Below are 18958 nucleotides of genomic sequence, written 5' to 3' on the forward strand. Positions count from 1 at the left end.
TCGCTTCCAGGCGTCAGTTGCGGTTCAGCTTGGGGTCCAGCGCGTCGCGCAGCCCGTCGCCCAGCAGGTTGAAGGCAAGCACGGTCAGGAAGATCGCGAGGCCCGGGAACAGCGTCAGGTGATCGGCGACGCCCATGTATGTCCGCCCGTCCGCCAGCATCGCGCCCCATTCGGGGCTGGGCGGCTGCGCGCCGAGGCCGATGAAGGACAGCGCCGCCGCCGTCAGGATCGAAGTTCCGATCCGCAGCGAGAAATAGACAATGATGTTCGGCAGCGTGCCCGGCAGGATATGGCGCAGAATGGTCGCTCGGTCGGACACGCCGATGGCGCGGGCCGCATCGACATAGACCGCGCGCTTCAGCTGCAGCGTGGTGCCGCGCGCGAGGCGCGCAAAGACCGGGATCGAGAACACCGCGACCGCCCAGATGACGTTGGTCACGCCCGGCCCGAGGATCGCGATGACCGCGATAGCCAGCAGGATGCCGGGAAAGGCCAGCAACAGATCGCAAAACCGCATGATGAAGCCATCGATGATGCCGCCGTAATAACCAGCGATCATGCCGATTGTGACGCCGACCAGGGCGCCGATGCTGACCGACAGCAGGCCGACCGTCAGCGAGATGCGCGCGCCCCAGATGATCCGGCTGAAGATGTCCCGGCCATAGGCGTCGGTGCCGGCCCAGTGGCCTTGGGTCGGTCCCTGCAGAACGGCGTTATAGTCGGCCGCGGTCGGATCATAGGGCGCAATCCAGGGCGCGCAGATCGCCGCGAGCACGAGCAGCACCAGGAAACCCAGCGCGCCGAGCGCCAGCTTTTGCCGCCGGAAGCGGCGCCAGAACTCGGTGGTCGGGCGGCTGACCCCGCGCGCGGTGGGTGCAGTGTCGATCGGGGATGCAATGCTCATGAGTATCGGATCTCCGGATTGGCCACGACATAGAGGACGTCGACAATGAGGTTGATCAGGATGAACTGGATCGAAAACAGCAAGATCAGCGCCTGGATCACGGGGTAGTCGCGGTAGGAAACGGAATCGACCAGCAGCCGGCCGAGGCCCGGCCAGGAAAAGACGCTCTCGACCACGATCGAGCCGCCGAGAAGAAAGCCGAACTGCAAGCCGACCATCGTGGTGATGGGGATGAGCGCGTTACGCAGGGCATGGCGCCAGATGACCTGACGCTCTGGTACGCCCTTGGCGCGGGCGGTGCGCACATAATCCTCGCGCGCGACCTCGACGAACGAGCTGCGGGTAAAGCGCGCCATGACGGCGGCGACGCCCACGCCCAGCGTGATCGAGGGCATGATGAAATGCTGCCAGGTGCCGTAACCACCGGTCGGCAGCCATCCGAGGCGGACGGACAGCAGGTTAATCAGCAAAAGGCCCAGCCAGAACGGCGGGAAGGAAATGCCGGACACCGCGACCAGCATCCCCAGGTGGTCCTGCCAGCGGCCACGCCTGACCGCGGACATCACCCCAATCAGAAGGCCGATCAGGGTCGACCAGCTCATCGCCGTCACCGTCAGCCAGACCGTGGGCATGAGGCGCTCGCCAATCTCGGTCGCGACGGGCCGGCGGGTCTTCAGGGAGGTTCCCAGATCCCCATGGGCGAGCCGGCTGACGTAGCTGACGAATTGCTCGGGCAGCGGCTTGTCGAGGCCCAGGGCCTGGCGCACCGCCTGCACATCCTCGACCGCGGCGGTCGGTCCGGCGACCAGGCGCGCGGGATCGCCCGGCAGCATGTGCACGAATGCAAATGTGCACATCATCACCAGAACGAGAACCGTCCCGGTCGATACGAGTCGTTTGGCCAGATAACCCAGCATGCACCCATCCTGATTTCAGCGGTGGAGATCGCCCCGATAGCGTGCCCGCCCCCCCGTCGCGGGGGGCGGGCGCCGTCGATCACTCGGTGAACTCGGCCTCCTCGACAACGAACATGCGGTCGGGCTGGATATAGACGCCCGACAGCGCCTTCTGCTTGGCCGAATAGTTCTTGGGCACGGACAGGAAGATCCAGGGCGCGTCGTCCCAGACGATCTTCTGGGCCTCGGCATAGAACTTGGCGCGGTCCTCGTCCTTGGCGGTGCCGATGGCGCCCTTGATCGCGGCGTCGGCCTGGTCGTTCTTGTAGTAGGCGACGTTGAAGAGGTTGGGCGGGAAGCTTTCCGAGTAGAGCAGCGGGCGGATGCCCCAGTCGGCATCCCCGGTCGAGGAGGACCAGCCGGTGTAATACATCTGCACCGTGGCATCCTCGGGCTTTTGAACCGACCAGATCTTTTCGGTGGCAACGCCGGATTCCAGCGGCATGACGTTCGCCTTGACCCCGACCTGAGCCAGTTGCTGCTGCAGCACCTGCGCACCACGCTGGACTTCCGTGGACGAGCCGCTCCACAGGTCGGTCTCGAAGCCGTTCTCGTAGCCGGCCTCCTTCAGCAGTGCCTTGGCCTTTTCCGGGTCATAGGGATAGGGCGTCTGAGCCGCGTGGAAGGACAGCAGCGGCGGAATGATCGAATCCGCCGGCATGCAGCCCGGGCCGAAGGCGACCTTGCAGAAGGCCTCCTTGTCGATCGCGTAGTTCATCGCCTGGCGCACGCGCTTGTCGTCGAACGGCTTTTTGGTCGTGTTCATCGTCGTGTAGAATTCAAAGATTGAATCCTCAGTGATGACGTCCAGTTTCGGATTCTTGGCGGCGGCTTCCAGAAGTTCGGGCGGGAAGGACGGAACAAACTGCGCCTCGCCGGTTTGCAGCATCGCAAAGCGCGCGCCGGATTCGGGCACCGACTTGACGGTCACGCCCTCGACCTTGGGCAAGCCCTCTTTCCAGTAGTCGTCGTTCTTGGTCACTTCCAGCGTGTCGGCCGACCAGCTGACGAACTTGAAGGGGCCGGTGCCGACCGGGTTGCGATTTACCTCCTTGCCGTGCTTTTCAAGCGCCGCGGGAGAGATCATCATCGCGCCCGGGTGCGCCAGCGAGGCGATCATCGCACCGAACGGCTTTTCAAGGATCAGCTTGACGGTCGTGTCATCGACAACCTGCACGTCGCTGACCATGGACACCAGGCTGCGGCGCGACAGGTTGTTGGCCGGATCGCGCAGGCGGTCGATGTTCACCTTGACGGCTTCGGCGTTGAAATCGGTGCCGTCGTGGAACTTGATGCCGGACTTCAGCTTGATCGTGAATTCGGTGGCGTCGTCGTTGGCCTCGTAGCTCTCGGCCAGCAAAGGGGTGATCTTCATCTTCTGGTCAAAGCTGAACAGGCCCTGGTACATCAGCCGGGTCGAGCTTTGCGACAGGAAGTCGTTGACGTTGGCCGGATCGAGGCCGGTCAGGTTGGCATAGACCGCGACCGTAACCGGCTTGGCCCAAAGGGCCGAGGGCAGCAGGACCGATGCGGCAAGCGCGGTGGTCCGCAGGATGGATCTCAGGTTCATTTTTCTTTCCTCCCCTTGAAAATCAGTCAGTTGAAGTCGCCGATCGGATGCCTGGCGACGAAATGGCCTGGCCCGACAGGCACCAGCGGGGCCAGGACAGGCGGGTTATCGAGCGCACGGATCGGACTGGGAATCTCGCCCTCGATCAGCGGGCGCTCGCGGTTGCGCTGCTCTGGATCGGCAATCGGCACGGCCGCAAGCAGGCGCCGGGTGTAGGGATGCTGCGGGTTCTCGAAGATCGCGGCGCGCGGGCCGATCTCGACGATCTGGCCAAGGTACATGACTGCAACGCGGTGACTGACCCGCTCGACGACGGCCATGTCATGGCTGATGAAGATGTAGCTGAGGCCGCGCTTTTGCTGCAGGTCCATCAGCAGGTTGACGACCTGCGCCTGGATCGAGACATCAAGCGCCGCGACCGCCTCGTCGGCGATCAGCACTTCGGGATCGCCTGCGAGCGCCCGGGCGATGCAGATCCGCTGGCGCTGCCCGCCCGAGAACTGGTGCGGATAGCGCGCGGCGTGTTCGGGCTGCAGCCCCACATCGACCAGCAACTCGGCCACCCGGCGCTGCATGTCCGCGCCCTTGGCAAGGCCGTGGGTAATCAGCGGCTCGGCAATCGAATAGCCGACCCTGATCCTGGGATCGAGCGAGGCCGCCGGGTCCTGAAAGATGTACTGGATGCGCTGGCGCATCTTCTGGCGGTCTGCGCCGCGCGTGCTGAAGATGTCGGCGCCATGCAGCAGCACCTGCCCGCTGTCTGGCGGCTGCAACATCATGATCGTGCGCCCGGTGGTCGATTTTCCGCAGCCGGATTCCCCGACCAGCGCCAGCGTCTCGCCACGCTTGAGGTCAAAGCTGACATGCTCTGTCGCATGGACACGGCCAGTGACGCGGCCGAACAGTCCCTTGCGGATATCAAAGCGGGTGACGAGGTCGCGCACTTGCAGGACCGGGGCCTCGCCCGTCACGGTATCCTGCGCCGCAGCCTCGACCGGGGCGACATCGGCATCCGCATTCAGCAGCGGAAACCGGCGCGGCAACGGTTGGCCATTCAGCGCGCCGAGCCGGGGGACCGCCGCAAGCAGGGCCTTGGTATAGGGGTGCCGCGGGGCGTGAAAGACAGCCTCGACCGTCCCTTCCTCGACCTTCTTGCCGTGGCGCATTACCAGCACGCGGTCTGCCACCTCGGCCACGACGCCCATGTCATGGGTGACGAACATCACGGCCATGCCCATCTCGTCCTGCAAAAGCCGGATCAGCCGCAGGATCTGCGCCTGGATCGTCACGTCGAGCGCGGTCGTCGGCTCGTCCGCGATAAGCAGGCGCGGCCGGCACGCCAGGGCCATGGCGATCATGACCCGCTGGCGCATCCCGCCGGACAGTTGGTGCGGGTGCCGATCGAGGATGCCCTTGGCATCGGGGATGCGGACCTTTTCCAGCATCCGCAGCGCCTCGGCCCGCGCCTCGCGCTGGCCGAGGTTTTCATGCAGCCGCACCACCTCGGCGATCTGCTCGCCGACGGTAAAGACGGGATTCAGCGCGGTCATCGGCTCTTGAAAAATCATCGCGACGTCGTTGCCGCGGATCTTCTCCATCGCTTGCAGGTCGGTGCGGGTCAGGTCCATCGCCTCGCCCGAGCGGCCGGTCAGCTGGACCGTGCCGCCGGTGATCTTGCCGCCGCCGAACTCGACCAGCCGCATTACCGCAAGCGAGGTCACCGACTTGCCCGACCCGGATTCCCCGACCACCGCCAGCGCCTCGCCGGGGGCGATGCTCAGTGACAGATCGTCCACCGCGCGAAACGGCGCGCCTTCGTCAGTCGGGAATTCGACCGTCAGGTTCTGGACCGACAGGACCGGCGAGCTGCAAATGACTGCGCTGAAGGGCGCGGTCATGCGGGATCGCCCGGCACAGCGAAGGAGCCGCGATAATTGCCGATGACGACGCTGCCGCCGGTATGAATGAAGATCGCGTTCCGCATGCCATCGAAACGGCCCGCGCGCGCCGCACCGATCAGGCCGGACATGGCCTTGCCGGTGTAGACCGGGTCCAGCACCAGCGCCTCCAGCCGCGCGGCCATGCCGACGGCCTCGACCATCGCGTCGGTCGGCAGGCCGTAGCCCGGCCCGACGTAGCCGTCGTCGGCCTCGATGCGCGCACGGTCGAGCGGGCCGAGGTCCAGTTCAGCCATGGTCTGTGCCGTCATCTGCGCAACCAGTTCCTCCAGCGGTGCGCGCTCCGGTCCCACGCTGACGCCGATGACCTGCGTTTTTAGGCCCAGCCCGACGAGACCCGCGACGAGGCCTGCCTGTGTGCCGGCACTCCCCGCACCGACAATGACCGCATCAGGCTCGAACCCCTGCGCCGCCGATTGTTCGGCCAACTCCAGCGCGCATTCGACGTAGCCGCGGCTGCCGACCGGGTTAGAGCCGCCGCCGGGGATGATGTAGGGCCGCTTGCCGGCCGCCCGCAACTCCGCCGCGATTCGCTCCATCTCAGCCACGGGGTCGGCGTCCGCGGGATAGCGCCGGATGGTCGCGCCCAGCAGGTGATCCAGCAGCACGTTGCCGCCGAACTGGTAGGCCGCGTCCTGGATCGGCACCTTGTCCAGCAGGACGAGAACGCAGTCCAAGCCTGCCTTGGCCGCCGCCGCAGCGGTCTGGCGAGCGTGGTTCGACTGGACGGCGCCCGTGGTGATCAACGTGTCCGCATCTACTGCCAGCGCTTCGCCGACCAGATATTCCAGCTTGCGCGTCTTGTTCCCGCCGGTGGCGAGGCCGGTGCAATCATCCCGCTTGACCCACAGTTTCGGCCCACCCAGCGCCGCCTCGAGACGCTCCATCCGTTCCAGCGGCGTTGGCCCATGGGACAGGGCCAGCCGGGGACAGCGGTCCAGCGCCTCGCGGATGCGGGACGCGGGACCGTCCCAGGTGCGCGCGTCGGGTTTGCGGGCCGTTTGCAGTTGCAGGTCATTGGTCATGGAATCACTCGCGGGTTCGGAAAGCGGATCAGCTATGGGCGACGGTGCTGTCGAAGTCGGGCTGCACGTGAGTGAAGGCGTCGACATAGCCGAAGAGGCCCACTGCGCCGCCAGTGTGCAGGAACACCACGTTCTCGCCCTTCTTGAAATGTCCCTTGCGGCACAGGTCGATCAGGCCAGCCATGCCCTTGCCCGAATAGACCGGGTCCAGCAACACGCCCTCGGTCCGGGCCAGCATCGCCACTGCCTCGACCATGCCGTCGGTCGGGATGCCGTAGCCCTGCCCGACATAATCGCAATTCGCGCGCACGGATTCGCGCGCAATGGCGCCGGGGATGCCCAGCAGATCGGCGGTGGCGGCCGCCAGTTTGTAGACATTCTCTTCCTGCTTTTCCTTCGGCGCCCGGACGCCGATCCCGAGGACGGGAATCCCGCTGCGCATCCCTTCGAGGCCGGCGACAAGTCCCGCCTGGGTGCCGGCGCTGCCGGTGGCATGGACCAGGTGGTCGATGCGCAGGCCCATCTCGTGCGCCTGCGCCACCAACTCGATCGCGCAGTTGACATAGCCCAGTGCGCCGACCGGGTTCGAGCCGCCTCCGGGGATGACGTAGGGCTTGGCCCCTTTGCCGCGCAGTTCTTCGGCAACTTCCTCCATCGCGGCGGCCATATCGGTGCCGCCCGGATAGGTGCGCGTCGGCGCTCCGAGGATATGATCCAGCAGCACGTTGCCCGAGCCGGTATAGGCGGCGTCGGTGTAGCCCGTCCGGTCCTCCAGCAGGATGACGCAGGCAAGGCCGACCTTGGCGGCGGCCGCGGCCGTCTGACGGGCGTGGTTGGACTGGGTCGCGCCCTGGGTGATCACCGTGTCGGCGCCCTGCTCCAGCGCGTCGGCGATCAGAAACTCCAGCTTGCGGGTCTTGTTGCCCCCCGTCGCCAGGCCCGTGCAGTCGTCCCGTTTGATCCAAAGATCCGGGCCGCCCAACTCGGCGCTGAGCCGCGGCATCGGTTCAAGGGGCGTGTTCGAATGGCCGATGCGCACGCGCGGAAAGCGGGACAGATGCATTGCTCAGACCTTTGCATTGTTGCGGATGGGGGCCAGCGGCTTGGGCAACGGCTCAATGCCGCGAGCGTAGCGCACGCAGCGCCGCGCAAGATGGTCGGTGCTGTCGAGCAGCGGAACCTCGATATCGTCCTGGCTCAGCACCAAAGGGACCTCGGTGCAGCCGGCGATGATAGCACCGGCCCCGCGACGGATCAGGCTGCGGCCAAGTTCGGCCATGCCGGCGCGCACACGGCCCGACAGGTCGCCCAGCTTGATCTCGTGCAGCAGTTCCATGAAGCGTGCCTGGGCCTCCGGCTCCAGTACGATCGCCTTGATGCCCACACCATCGAGTGCGGTCTGGTAAAGGGCGGCGTCGACGCAGCCTTGCGTGGCCAGGATTCCGACCGCACCGCGAGCGGTCGCCGCGGCGTGGGCCACCGTCTCGTCCACCATGCTGACAAATGGAATGGTGATCGCCGCCTTGATCTCCGGCGCGAAGGCATGGGCGGTGTTGCATGCCATGATCAGAAAATCCGCCCCGGCCACCTGCAGGCCCCGCGCCATGGCCGCCAGCTCCGGGCCGGGATCGCCCAGTTCGGGAGTCTCGCCCCGCGCTTGGGCACTGATCGCCTGGTTGCGTTCGGGTACCTTGGGATTGCTGTCCAGAATGACGCGGATGTGGTCCTGCTCACAGGTGACAGGTGTGGCCGCGATCAGCTTGGACAGGAAATCGAGGCTGGCCGTCGGCCCCATGCCGCCGATAACGCCCAGCGTCAGATGTTTGCCGAGGGAAGCTTTTTCCATCGGCGCAAACTATGGGCGATGGCGCCGCGCCGTCCAATGCCGCTTTTTGACAAAACTATTCCGTTTCCGCATAACGCGCGAAAAAGGGGCGCGCCATGGAATTGAACTGGCTGGAAGATTTCGTCGCGGTCGCCCGGGCCCGTAACTTCTCTGCTGCCGCGCGGCTGCGCCATGTGACTCAGCCTGCCCTCAGCAGGCGGGTGCGCGCGCTCGAGGAATGGTACGGTCAGACGCTGTTCGATCGCAGCAGCTATCCGGTCTCGCTGACAGATCCCGGGACCGCCTTCCTGCCGGTCGCCGAACAGGTGGTCGCCGACCTTTATCGCAGCCGGCGGGCAGCGCGGGCGCGTGGGCAGGCGGACGGGGTGGCGCGCTTTGCCATGCCGCATTCGCTGGCCGCCGGCTTTTTCCCCTTGTGGTGGCGCGGCTGCGCAGCGGCGGAGAAGGCGATCCCTTCTGTGGTCGCGGCCGACCTCGACGAATGCGTCGCGATGCTGATGAACGGCGCCTGCCAGTTCCTGATCTGCTACCAACATGCCGCCGAGGCGAGCGATCTGGACGGGCAGGCCATCAGTTCGACCGTGATCGGCGAGGATCGCTTCATCCCGGTCCATGCGCCCGGGCTGGACTGGATCGCCGCGCCGCCGGGGCCGGGGGGCCAGCCTGTCCCGCTGCTGGGCTATCACAAGCATTCGTTCCTGGGCCGCCTGTCCGAGGCCCTCGTCGCCAAGTTGGAACAGCAACGGCCGGTGCGGCTGGTCTATCAGACGGCGCTGGTCGATTCGCTGCGGACCGAAACGCTGCTGGGCGGCGGCCTGGCGTGGCTGCCAGAACGAGTCGTGGCCGAGGATATCGCCTCGGGCCGGCTGTGCCGGCTGGCGAATGACGATCTGGCGGCCCCGCTGACCATCCTTCTCTGCCAGCCCGAAGGGGCGCCCGTGCCGTTCCAGAAAGCATCGGGAGTGCCGGCAGTCAGTCCAAACCCTCGCCGTCCGCGTAAGCGCGGACCATCTCCATGAACGCGCGCGCCGTTGGCCCCGGCGCTCGGTCCTTGTGCCGCAATAAAGTGAACCAACGCGGGGCAAAATCATGGCCGGCGGCGATGATCAGCCCCTGCGCCAGGTAGGCTGCAGCCGCGCGCTCGGAAATCGCTGTCGCTGCGTGACCCGTCTCGACGGCTGCGATGCAGGCCTCGTTCGACGGCAACTCCAGTGTCACCGCCAGTTGCGCGCTGTCGATCCCCTCGGCAGCCAGCGCCGCATCAAAGGCGGCGCGCGTGCCCGACCCGGCTTCGCGCAGCACCCATGACGCGGCCTGGAGGTCCGGCTTCCGCAACCGCCGACCATCGGCCCAAGGGTGGCGCGGCCCGACCAGCACCGCCAGCCGGTCCGAAATCAACGGTGTGACTTCGATCTCGGGCCGCAGCACCAGCCCTTCGACTACCCCGAGGTCGGCCTCGCCATCCGCGACCGCCTGCGCAACCGAGGCCGTGTTGCCATCGGCAAAGCCCAGCAAGACATCGGGATAGCGCGAGCGATAGGCGACGAGCACCGGCGGCAGGAAATAGCTGGCGACGGTCTGGCTGGCCTGCACCCGCAAGGGTCCGGCGATCCGCCCGCTGCTGTCGTTCAGCGCCGCCTCCGCCTCGGCCATCTGACGCAGGATCTGGCGGGCATGGTCGATCAGGACGGTACCTGCGGGGGTGATCTCGATCCGGCGGCCGACGCGGTGGAACAGCGCAACGCCGTGGCGCGCCTCGAGCGCCATGATCGCTGCGCTGACCGCAGATTGCGTCAGGCCCAGAACCTCGGCGGCGCGGGTGACGTGGCTGAGGCGCGCGACCTCCAGAAAAATGCGCAACTGCTCGATGGTCATTCAATCGTTAATAACGAACGGTTTGTGAAATGCAATTCGTTGGACCGATCGGTGGCTGCCGCGATAGCGGATGGCTGTCGAAAGGATTTTCCAAATGAGCGCCGCAAACGAGAATATTTTACCTGCAACCTTCTGGGGCGGAAAAGTGCCCGGCCTGGCCCTTGCGGGCGCCATCGCCGCCGCTGCGCTGACCTTGCGCAGCATGACCGGCATCGGCGCGCTCAGTCCGATGCTGGTCGCGGTTTTCGTCGGCATCGCCATCCGGCTGCTGGTCGCACCGGGCGAGCAGTTCACGCCCGGCCTGCGCTTTGCGACCCGCCCGGTCCTGCGGTTGGGGATCATCCTGCTTGGGGCCCAGGTGACGCTCACCGCGATCATCAGTCTTGGCCTCGCGCCGCTGCTCGTCGCCGGCCTGACCCTCGCCGCGACCTATACGGCGGTCGTCGGCGTCGGCCGCCTGATCGGCGTGCCGTTGCCGCTGTCACAGCTGATCGCTGCAGGCACCTCGGTCTGTGGCGCCTCGGCCATTGTCGCCGCGAACGCCGTCGCGCGCGGCGAGGAAGAGGACGTGGGCTACGCCGTCGCCTGCGTGACCCTGTTCGGCACCATCGCCATGCTGGCCCTGCCGCTGCTGGCCCCGGTGCTGGGGCTTTCGACGCCGCAATTCGGCGTCTGGACCGGCGCCAGCATCCACGAGGTCGCCCAGGTCACCGCAGCCGCCTTCCAGCGCGGGGTGGAATCCGGGCAGGTCGGGACACTGACCAAGCTGATCCGCGTCATGCTGCTGGCGCCGTTGATAATCACCATGACCGCCTTTGCCCGCACCGGCCGCCGCACCGCTGCGCAGGCACCGTTTCCGTGGTTCGTGATCTGGTTCCTGGTCCTTGTCGGGATCAACAGCACCGGCATCGTGCCCGATTGGACGCGCCCTCACCTGTCGCTCGCCTCGGCCTTCTGCATGGTCACCGGCCTTGCGGCGATGGGCCTCGGCATGGACCTGCGCCAGCTGCGCAACCGCGGCCTGAAGCCGCTGATGCTGGGACTGTTCGGTCTGGGCTTCGTCACGACGGTCTCGCTGCTGCTCGTAAAGACCGTCATGTAGAGGTCGGGCGACCGTTCCCTGCGCTCCCCGCGCCCGGCCGAGACCGGGCGCATTTGCGTTAATCTGCCGGCATCCGGTCCGCCATCGCGCGACGCTTGCACCCCTGCCGCACGCGACATATATCCCGGGCGACGCGGGCGTTGTGTAATGGTAAGACCCTTGCCTTCCAAGCAAGAGACGCGGGTTCGATTCCCGCCGCCCGCTCCATTCCCCCTTGGCGCCGTGATGGCCGCGGGCCGCCCTTTATGCCCGGCAACTCTGCCGCCTGGAGGCGAGATGTCCCCCACCACAAAAAGCCGCCTGTCCTTTGTCCTGCTTGTCGGGCTGACGCTTTACGCCGCGCTGTTCGGGGCGGGCTGAGCCATGGCGGTGCGGTTCGGGGGGCAATTCTCGCCCGGGGCGAAAGAGCCCGAGGAGGCATCGGTACCGCTGCGCGCGGCCCCAGGTCATCTGCGCCACCGGTTGGAATCGCGGACCGCATGGATCACGGCCGCAGCCTCGCCGCTGCTGATGACTGCGTTCTTTCAGGACCCCGCCGGCATGGCCGCCAATTTCGCCGGCTTTGGCATCATCGCCGCCGGCATGATGCTGACCCGGGAAGGATTGCAGGCCGAGGCGGCCTATGATGCCCGCCGCGTCGCCCGTCGCCCGGCCTATCCGCGCAAGCTCTTCGGCGGTGTGTTGACCGGCCTCGGCCTTGCTATCGGCGCGGCCGAGCCGGGTGCGCTGGCCGGGGCCGGCATCATCGGCTTGGTCGGCGGCGCGCTGCACTGGCTGTCCTTCGGCGGCGATCCGATGCGCGACAAGGGCATGTCCGATACCGACGCGTTCCAGCAGGACCGCATCGCCCGGATCATCGCCGAGGCCGAGGCCCACCTTGCCGCAATGCAGACCGCCGTGCAGCGCACCGGCGATCCCGCCATCGAGGACGAAGTCGCGCGTTTCGCCGCGACCGCCCGCGGCCTTTTCGGCCGGCTTGAGGACAACCCGACCGAGTTGGCCTCGGCCCGGCGCTATCTGGGCGTCTGGCTGCTGGGCGCGCGCGATGCGACGATCAAGTTCGCCGACATCTTTGCCCGCACCCGCGATTCCGCGTCCCGCGGCGCCTGGCAGGCTTTGATGGGCGATCTGACGACCGAATTCGCCGCACGCTCAGCCCGGATGATCGAGGGCGGCCGAACCGACATGTCTATCGAGATCAGCGTACTGCGCGAGCGTCTGGCGCGTGAGGGGCTGGCCGCCCCCTCGGGCGGAATCGATGCTGCTGCAGTGGCGCCTACGACGGCTCAGGTCGAGGATCAGCGCGCCGTCACCCTGGACGAATTGCTGCGCACCCCCGCCGACAAGGTCAGGCAGTGAGGCTGGCCGTCCCAGTGCGCCACTAATGCCGCGCTACGCCCTCTTGATCGAATACGACGGTCGCCCGTTCGCCGGCTGGCAAGCGCAGCAAGGCCAGCCATCCGTGCAAGGCCGGATCGAAGCCGCGCTGGCCCGGATTGATCCGGGTTTCGCGGCCGGCGCACGGATCGCGGCGGCCGGGCGCACCGATGCCGGCGTTCATGCCAGCGGGCAGGTCGCCCATGCCGATCTGGCGCGGGAATGGGATCCGTTCCGCCTCGCCGCCGCCCTGAACGCCCATCTTCGTCCCGATCCGGTGGCGATCATCGCCGCCAGCTTGGTGACCGACGATTTCAACGCCCGTTTTTCCGCCATCGGCCGGCGCTACCTGTTCCGCATCCTGTCGCGGCGCGCGCCGCCGGTACTGGATGCGGGCCAGGTCTGGCACATCCGCCAGCCACTCGATCTGGCGGCGATGCGGGCTGGTGCGGCACATCTTATCGGGCGGCACGATTTCACCACCTTCCGATCGGCCATGTGCCAAGCGGCCTCGCCAGAAAAGACCCTGGACGAGATCGCGATCACCGCCGTGCCGCGCCCCTACGGGGTCGAGGTGCAACTGCGCCTCGCGGCTCGCAGCTTCTTGCACAACCAGGTGCGCAGCATCGTCGGCTCGCTTGAGCGGGTGGGCGTCGGGGCATGGCCACCGGACCGGATCGCCGAGGCGCTGGCGGCGCGCGACCGCGCGGCCTGCGGGCCGGTCTGTCCGCCCGGGGGACTGGCACTGACCGGCGTCGCCTACCCGGTCGATCCGTTTGCGGGCTAGGCCCTCCGCCGCGCCCTGGCGCGGGCCAGCCCGCGGCGCTTGCGGGTGCCGACATCAGCGTTGGTCAGCACGGTCATGACCGTCTGCCAGATGATCCACAGGTCGAGCCGCAGGCTGTGACGCTGCTGATAGAGGGTGTCGATCCTGAACTTCATAGGCAGACAGCGGCGGTAATAGGCCGCCTCGGTCGCCTCGGCGGTCTCGCAGGCAGCCATGATGCGGTCTTCGTACCGGTGATAAATCAGCGTGGCGAGGCCGGTGACGCCCGGGCGCGATTGCAGCGTGCGAGCATAGCACAGCGGGAAGCGGTCTACATATTCGCGCAGAGGCGGGCGCGGTCCGACAAAGCTCATGTCGCCGCGCAGGATGTTGAACAGTTGCGGCAGTTCGTCGATGCGGGTGCGGCGCAGAACGCGGCCGATGCGGGTGATGCGCCAGTTCTTGTGCGCACCCGATGCGCCGCTGTCCGCAGAATCACACGCCATTGTGCGGAACTTCCACTGCGTGAATTCCTCGGTCGGGCTTTTCATGCGCGGCGCGGCATAAAGGATCGGGCGCCCTTGCCGGATGGCGAGCAAAACCGCTACCGCAAGCATAAGCACCGAAAGCGGGATCAGGAGCAGCAGGGCAAAAACGATGTCAAACAAGCGCTTGGCCCAGTCCACGCGCGAGGCGATGGCATGGGGCCGAAGGGCGAGGCTGTCGGCTGCACGCGGCGCGGCGCCGGGCCATGACCAGTCCACGGCCTTGACGGTCGCAGCCTTGCCCCGATCGGAACCGTGCCAATCATGCTGGATGGTCAACCGGTCCCCCGACGCTGCGCGATTTCAGCTATTTGAATACCACTTTGGCGGAACAAAGAAAACCAGCGCTCGCGCAGCTGTGTCCGCGGGTGGGCCCATTCGGTCACATCGGCTTGGCCATCGGCACGCCCTTTACACCGATGCAGGGAATGACGTCAGGCGCGGTATCGCAGGCGAATGCTCCAAAACCTCGCCCGCCCCGCCCTCGCCTTGACCTGCAGCGCCGGTGGACACATATCATCGTCAACATGAAAGGCGGCCCGCGATGTTCATTCAAACCGAAACCACCCCCAACCCGGCGACGTTGAAGTTTCTGCCCGGTCAGCCGGTGCTGGTCGATGGCACGGCGGATTACCCCACGCCCCAGGTGGCGGAAAACTCGCCCCTCGCGATGCGCATCTACCGGGTCCCCGGGGTTAGCGGCGTGTTCCTCGGCTCGGACTTCGTCACCGTGACCAAGGAAGATGCGGCCCCTTGGGACCACATCAAGCCGGGCGTTCTGGGCGCCATCATGGAGCATTACCAGTCCGGCGAGCCCGCGGTCGTCACCCTGGGCGACGAGGCGGTCGCCAATGTCTCGCATGATCCGGAGGACGACCAGATCGTCGTCCAGATCAAGGAACTGCTCGATACCCGCGTCCGCCCCGCCGTGGCGCAGGATGGCGGTGACATCACCTTTCACGGGTTTGACCGCGGCATCGTCTACCTGCACATGAAGGGCGCCTGCTCGGGCTGCCCGTCCTCGACGCTGACGTTGAAAATGGGGATCGAGAACCTGCTGCGGCACTACATCCCCGAGGTGCTCGAGGTGCGGCCGGTTGCCTGACCCGATCTGCCTTGGCTTTGATACATCGGCCGCGCATTGCGCGGCCGCTTTGCTGTCCGGCGAGCGTGTGCTGTCAGTCCGGGCAGAGCCCATGGCCAAGGGTCAGGCCGAGGCGCTGATGCCGCTGCTCGAGGCGCTGCTGGCCGAAGCCCAGCTTGGCTGGGCGCAGCTTGACGTGATCGGGGTCGGCATTGGCCCGGGCAGTTTTACCGGCACGCGCATTGCTGTGTCGGCGGCGCGCGGGCTGGCCCTGGGGCTGGGAATCCCGGCGATCGGGGTGAGCGGTCTCGAAGCACTGGCGGCGGGAGGCAACGTGAAGGACGACCCCGGGCCCGCAAACGGGCCGTCTGCCGGTGCCGACCTGTCCACGCCGGTTTCCCTCGATACAAATGGCCTTGTCCGAGTTATGCTGCCCCTGAGGACGGGCGAACGTGCCGTGCAGGACTTCCCCGCCAGCGGCGCCCCGGAACCGATGCGGATCGAGCCGGGCAGTTGCACCCCGCCCAACCCCGAAACGCTGGCCGTAGGCATCGCCCGCGAGGCCCTTGCGCGACGGGTTGAGCCGGGACCCCGCCCAGCGCCGATCTACGTGCGCCCGGCCGATGCCGCGCCGTCGCGGGACCCTGGTCCGGTGATCCTGCCGGGTTTGGCCGCGCCTTCTCAGCCCACAGATGCCGCGCGCTGATGTGAGCGGCAGGGGCCGATGACGGAGGACCGCAGCCTTTCCCAAATGGTGCTCACCGGGGATGACCTTGATCCCCAGCAACTCGCGCTGCTGCACGCGCGCTGCTTTACCGGTGCCCCGGCGCCATGGAGCGCGGCCTCCATCGCCTCTGCCCTCGCAGGTCCCGGTGCCATCGCGCTGGGAGGGAGCGACGGCTTCTTGCTCGGCCGGGTGATTGCCGGTGAGGCGGAATTGCTGACCCTCGCCGTCGCGCCGGGGGCCCGGCGCAACGGCCTTGGTGCTCGGCTCGTGCGCGGATTTGCCGACGCGGCGAAGGGGCAAGGGGCGCTCAGCGCCTTTCTCGAGGTGGCCGAGGATAATGCCGCGGCGCGGGCGCTTTATGCGGCCGCGGGCTGGACTCAGGCTGGCCGCCGTCCTGGCTATTACGGCAAGGGATTGGACGCGCTGATCCTGCGTCTGGCGCTCGGTGCCGGCCAAGATTCCGATTGACCGCCTGCGATCGCTTCGACCAAATCCCTCTATTCAGGCGGGCCTCAGACCCGCGGTCACCTCGGGAAGGGTTTGGCCCATGACGATCACGAAAACCTTGCTGGCGGGCGTCGCCGGCCTCGCGCTGAGTGCCGTCGCCGCAGCTGCCGATCCGGCGCTGATCTATGATCTTGGCGGCAAGTTCGACAAATCCTTCAACGAGGCCGCCTTCCACGGCGCCGAGAAATGGAAGGCCGAAACCGGCGGCACCTACAAGGAACTGGAGATGCAGTCCGAGGCGCAGCGCGAGCAGGCCCTGCGCCGCCTTGCCGAGACCGGCGCCAACCCCATCGTCATGACCGGCTTTGCCTTTGGCGACGTGCTGAACAAGGTCGCGCCCGACTACAAGGACACCAAGTTCGTCATCGTCGATACCGTGGTCGACCAGCCGAACGTCCAGTCCGTCGTCTTCACCGAAGAGCAAGGCAGCTACCTGGCCGGCGTTCTGGCCGCGATGGCCTCCAAGACCGGCACCGTCGGCTTTGTCGGCGGGATGGACATCCCCCTGATCCACAAGTTCGAATGCGGTTATGCCGAAGGCTTCAAGTCGGTCAAGCCGGACGGCAAGGTCCTGGTCAACTACACCGGCACGACGCCCGCCGCCTGGAACGATCCGGTCAAGGGCGGCGAGCTGGCCAAAGCGCAGAAATCGCAAGGGGCCGACGTGATCTATGCCGCCGCCGGTGGCACCGGGATCGGCGTGCTGCAGGCCGCTGCGGACGAGGGCATCCTGTCGGTCGGCGTCGACAGCAACCAGAACCACCTGCACCCGGGCAAGGTGCTGACCTCGATGATCAAGCGCGTCGACAACTCCGTCTACGAGGCGTTCAAGGCGGGTGCCGACGTCAAGCCGGGCACGCGGGTCATGGACCTCGCCTCCGACGGGGTCGGCGTTGCCATCGACGACAACAACAAGGCCCTGATCACACCCGAGATGACCAAGGCCGTCGAGGAAGCCACCGCCAAGATCAAGTCCGGCGAGGTCAAGGTCCACGATTACATGAGCGACAACACCTGCCCGGCCAGCTGATGGCCCCGCAGGACCTGCCCGGCAATGCGGGGGCGGCGGCAACGTCCGCCCCCGACCTCGTTCGCGTGGACGTGCCGCCAGCGATCGAGCTGATAGGCATTTCCAAGGCCTTTGGCCCCGTGCAGGCCAACCGCGACATCAACCTGACCGTCCAGCGTGGCACGATCCACGGCATTGTCGGCGAGAACGGCGCCGGCAAATCCACCCTGATGTCGATCCTCTACGGCTTTTACCGTCCCGACGCCGGCGAGATCCGGGTCGGCGGCCAGCCCCTGACCATCGCCGACAGCCAGACCGCGATCCGGGCGGGCATCGGCATGGTGTTCCAGCATTTCAAACTGGTGCGCAATTTCACCGTCCTCGAAAACGTCATCCTCGGGGCTGAGGACGGCCCTTGGCTCGCCCGCTCGCTGGCCCGGGCGCGGGGCGAATTGACGCGTCTGGCGCGCGATTACGAGTTGAACGTCGATCCCGGCGAGGTCGTGGACGAGTTGTCCGTCGGCCACCAGCAACGGGTCGAGATCCTCAAGGCGCTGTACCGCCAGGCCGACATCCTGATCCTTGACGAGCCGACCGGCGTTCTGACCCCGCCCGAGGCCGACCACCTGTTCCGCATCCTGCGCGGCCTCAGGGACGAGGGCAAAACGATCATCCTGATCACCCACAAGCTGCGCGAGATCATGGAGATCACAGACAACGTCTCCGTCATGCGCCGAGGCGAGATGGTGGCGACGCTGGAGACCGCCCGAACCTCTCCGGCCGAGCTGGCCGAGCTGATGGTGGGCCGCAAGGTGCTGCTGCGCGTCGACAAGGCCCCCGCCCAGCCGGGCCCGCCGGTTCTGGAGGTGCGGGACCTGCGCCTGATCGACCCCGACGGCGTCGAACGGCTGCGCGGGATCGACCTGACAGTGCGCGCCGGCGAGATCGTCGGCATCGCCGGCGTCAGCGGCAACGGCCAGACCGAACTACTTGAATTGCTGGGCGGCTTCCCCGAGGTCGCCAGCAAGGCCAGCGGCCAGATCCATGTGGGTGGCCGGCCCCTGCCGCTGATCGGCCGCGGCGCCGATGCCGCCGCTCGGCGCGCCGCCGGCATCGGCCATGTCCCCGAGGACCGCCAGGCCGAGGGCCTGATCATGGATTTCGCCGCCTGGGAGAACGCCATCTTCGGCGAGCATCGCGACGCCCGCTGGGGCGGCCTGCTGATGGACAACGATACCATCCGCCGCGACACCGCGGGCAAGATGGAGCGCTTTGACGTCCGCCCCCGCGACTGCAACCTGCCCGCCAAGAATTTCTCCGGCGGCAACCAGCAAAAGTTGATCTGCGCCCGCGAGATCGAGCGCGGACCGCGCCTGCTGCTGGTCGGCCAGCCAACACGCGGCGTGGATATCGGCGCCATCGAGTTCATCCACCGCCAGATCGTCGCTCTGCGCGACACCGGCGCCGCCATCCTGCTGGTCAGCGTCGAACTGGACGAGATCATGTCCCTGTCCGACCGCATCGTGGTGATGTTCGACGGCCGCATCATGGGCGAGCGCGATGCCGGCACCACCGATGCCACGGAGCTGGGCCTGATGATGGCGGGCGCCGAGCGGGGCGCGGCATGACCCTTCCCGCCCCTGCCCCAGGCAACCCCGCAAGACAGATGATCCAGATGCCGGAGCGGCCCGTCACATGACCGACAGC

Annotated in this window: 18 protein-coding genes and 1 tRNA gene; 10 read left to right on the forward strand and 9 right to left on the reverse strand. The window is 67.0% G+C overall.

Translation table 11 applies throughout. The annotated features are described in order from the left end of the window. Nucleotides 1-13 precede the first annotated feature (13 nt). The 7 genes from DRW48_RS00890 to cuyB all read right to left on the reverse strand — a co-directional run bounded on the left by DRW48_RS00890 (nucleotide 14) and on the right by cuyB (nucleotide 8259). Nucleotides 14-904, reverse strand: a complete 891-nt coding sequence (locus DRW48_RS00890; RefSeq protein ID WP_114074766.1) for an ABC transporter permease subunit — start codon at nucleotides 902-904, stop codon at nucleotides 14-16. Then, a complete protein-coding gene (gsiC, locus tag DRW48_RS00895; protein WP_114074767.1) occupies nucleotides 901-1821 on the reverse strand; it encodes a glutathione ABC transporter permease GsiC in 921 nt (306 codons plus the stop codon). Before gsiC ends, DRW48_RS00890 begins: the two co-directional genes overlap by 4 nt. A 79-nt stretch (nucleotides 1822-1900) precedes the next feature. Further along, nucleotides 1901-3430, reverse strand: a complete 1530-nt coding sequence (locus tag DRW48_RS00900; RefSeq protein ID WP_114074768.1) for a glutathione ABC transporter substrate-binding protein — start codon at nucleotides 3428-3430, stop codon at nucleotides 1901-1903. A gap of 26 nt (nucleotides 3431-3456) precedes the next feature. Beyond that, a complete protein-coding gene (locus DRW48_RS00905; RefSeq protein ID WP_114074769.1) occupies nucleotides 3457-5328 on the reverse strand; it encodes a dipeptide ABC transporter ATP-binding protein in 1872 nt (623 codons plus the stop codon). Beyond that, complete coding sequence (cuyA, locus tag DRW48_RS00910) at nucleotides 5325-6413, reverse strand: D-cysteate sulfo-lyase (protein ID WP_114074770.1); 1089 nt, start codon at nucleotides 6411-6413, stop codon at nucleotides 5325-5327. Before cuyA (DRW48_RS00910) ends, DRW48_RS00905 begins: the two co-directional genes overlap by 4 nt. Nucleotides 6414-6441: 28 nt before the next feature. Then, entirely contained in the window at nucleotides 6442-7476 is a 1035-nt protein-coding gene (cuyA, locus tag DRW48_RS00915) for a D-cysteate sulfo-lyase (protein ID WP_114074771.1), read from the reverse strand. 3 nt (nucleotides 7477-7479) lie between these two features. Next, the gene (gene cuyB, locus DRW48_RS00920; protein ID WP_114074772.1) at nucleotides 7480-8259 is read right to left on the reverse strand and encodes a cysteate racemase; all 780 of its coding nucleotides are present in this window, start codon (nucleotides 8257-8259) and stop codon (nucleotides 7480-7482) included. Between the two features lie 95 nt (nucleotides 8260-8354). Between cuyB and DRW48_RS00925 the strand changes: the two genes are divergently transcribed. Next, nucleotides 8355-9278 carry a LysR family transcriptional regulator gene (locus tag DRW48_RS00925; RefSeq protein ID WP_114074773.1) on the forward strand — a complete coding sequence of 308 codons (924 nt, stop codon included), beginning with the start codon at nucleotides 8355-8357 and terminating at the stop codon, nucleotides 9276-9278. On the opposite strand, the gene DRW48_RS00930 is transcribed toward DRW48_RS00925, so the two are convergent. Then, complete coding sequence (locus tag DRW48_RS00930) at nucleotides 9232-10134, reverse strand: LysR substrate-binding domain-containing protein (protein ID WP_114074774.1); 903 nt, start codon at nucleotides 10132-10134, stop codon at nucleotides 9232-9234. The genes DRW48_RS00925 and DRW48_RS00930 overlap by 47 nt on opposite strands. A gap of 94 nt (nucleotides 10135-10228) precedes the next feature. Here DRW48_RS00930 and DRW48_RS00935 point away from each other — a divergent pair, with 94 nt between their 5' ends. The 4 genes from DRW48_RS00935 to truA all read left to right on the forward strand — a co-directional run bounded on the left by DRW48_RS00935 (nucleotide 10229) and on the right by truA (nucleotide 13400). Then, entirely contained in the window at nucleotides 10229-11236 is a 1008-nt protein-coding gene (locus tag DRW48_RS00935) for a YeiH family protein (RefSeq protein ID WP_114077261.1), read from the forward strand. A 133-nt stretch (nucleotides 11237-11369) separates the two neighbouring features. After that, nucleotides 11370-11443: transfer RNA gene (locus DRW48_RS00940), tRNA-Gly, on the forward strand. 156 nt (nucleotides 11444-11599) lie between these two features. Beyond that, nucleotides 11600-12595, forward strand: a complete 996-nt coding sequence (locus DRW48_RS00945; protein ID WP_114074775.1) for a 5-bromo-4-chloroindolyl phosphate hydrolysis family protein — start codon at nucleotides 11600-11602, stop codon at nucleotides 12593-12595. 25 nt (nucleotides 12596-12620) lie between these two features. Continuing rightward, nucleotides 12621-13400 (forward strand): tRNA pseudouridine(38-40) synthase TruA, encoded by a 780-nt coding sequence (truA, locus tag DRW48_RS00950; protein ID WP_114074776.1) that lies wholly within the window; start codon nucleotides 12621-12623, stop codon nucleotides 13398-13400. On the opposite strand, the gene DRW48_RS00955 is transcribed toward truA, so the two are convergent. Continuing rightward, entirely contained in the window at nucleotides 13397-14203 is an 807-nt protein-coding gene (locus tag DRW48_RS00955; protein ID WP_114074777.1) for a sugar transferase, read from the reverse strand. The two genes, truA and DRW48_RS00955, sit on opposite strands and share 4 nt — an antisense overlap. 265 nt (nucleotides 14204-14468) lie before the next feature. On the opposite strand from DRW48_RS00955, the gene DRW48_RS00960 reads away from it, so the two are divergent. From DRW48_RS00960 to DRW48_RS00980, 5 genes are all read left to right on the forward strand, one after another. Further along, a complete protein-coding gene (locus DRW48_RS00960) occupies nucleotides 14469-15029 on the forward strand; it encodes a NifU family protein (protein ID WP_114074778.1) in 561 nt (186 codons plus the stop codon). Further along, a complete protein-coding gene (gene tsaB / locus DRW48_RS00965; protein WP_114074779.1) occupies nucleotides 15022-15714 on the forward strand; it encodes a tRNA (adenosine(37)-N6)-threonylcarbamoyltransferase complex dimerization subunit type 1 TsaB in 693 nt (230 codons plus the stop codon). Before DRW48_RS00960 ends, tsaB begins: the two co-directional genes overlap by 8 nt. A gap of 18 nt (nucleotides 15715-15732) precedes the next feature. Next, nucleotides 15733-16203 carry a GNAT family N-acetyltransferase gene (locus DRW48_RS00970; protein WP_241963322.1) on the forward strand — a complete coding sequence of 157 codons (471 nt, stop codon included), beginning with the start codon at nucleotides 15733-15735 and terminating at the stop codon, nucleotides 16201-16203. Between the two features lie 79 nt (nucleotides 16204-16282). Further along, complete coding sequence (locus tag DRW48_RS00975; RefSeq protein ID WP_114074780.1) at nucleotides 16283-17272, forward strand: BMP family lipoprotein; 990 nt, start codon at nucleotides 16283-16285, stop codon at nucleotides 17270-17272. Then, the gene (locus tag DRW48_RS00980; RefSeq protein WP_114074781.1) at nucleotides 17272-18879 is read left to right on the forward strand and encodes an ABC transporter ATP-binding protein; all 1608 of its coding nucleotides are present in this window, start codon (nucleotides 17272-17274) and stop codon (nucleotides 18877-18879) included. The genes DRW48_RS00975 and DRW48_RS00980 overlap by 1 nt, the downstream gene beginning before the upstream one ends. Nucleotides 18880-18958 lie beyond the last annotated feature (79 nt).

Origin of the sequence: Paracoccus suum (assembly GCF_003324675.1) — a bacterium.
Lineage (GTDB): Bacteria > Pseudomonadota > Alphaproteobacteria > Rhodobacterales > Rhodobacteraceae > Paracoccus > Paracoccus suum.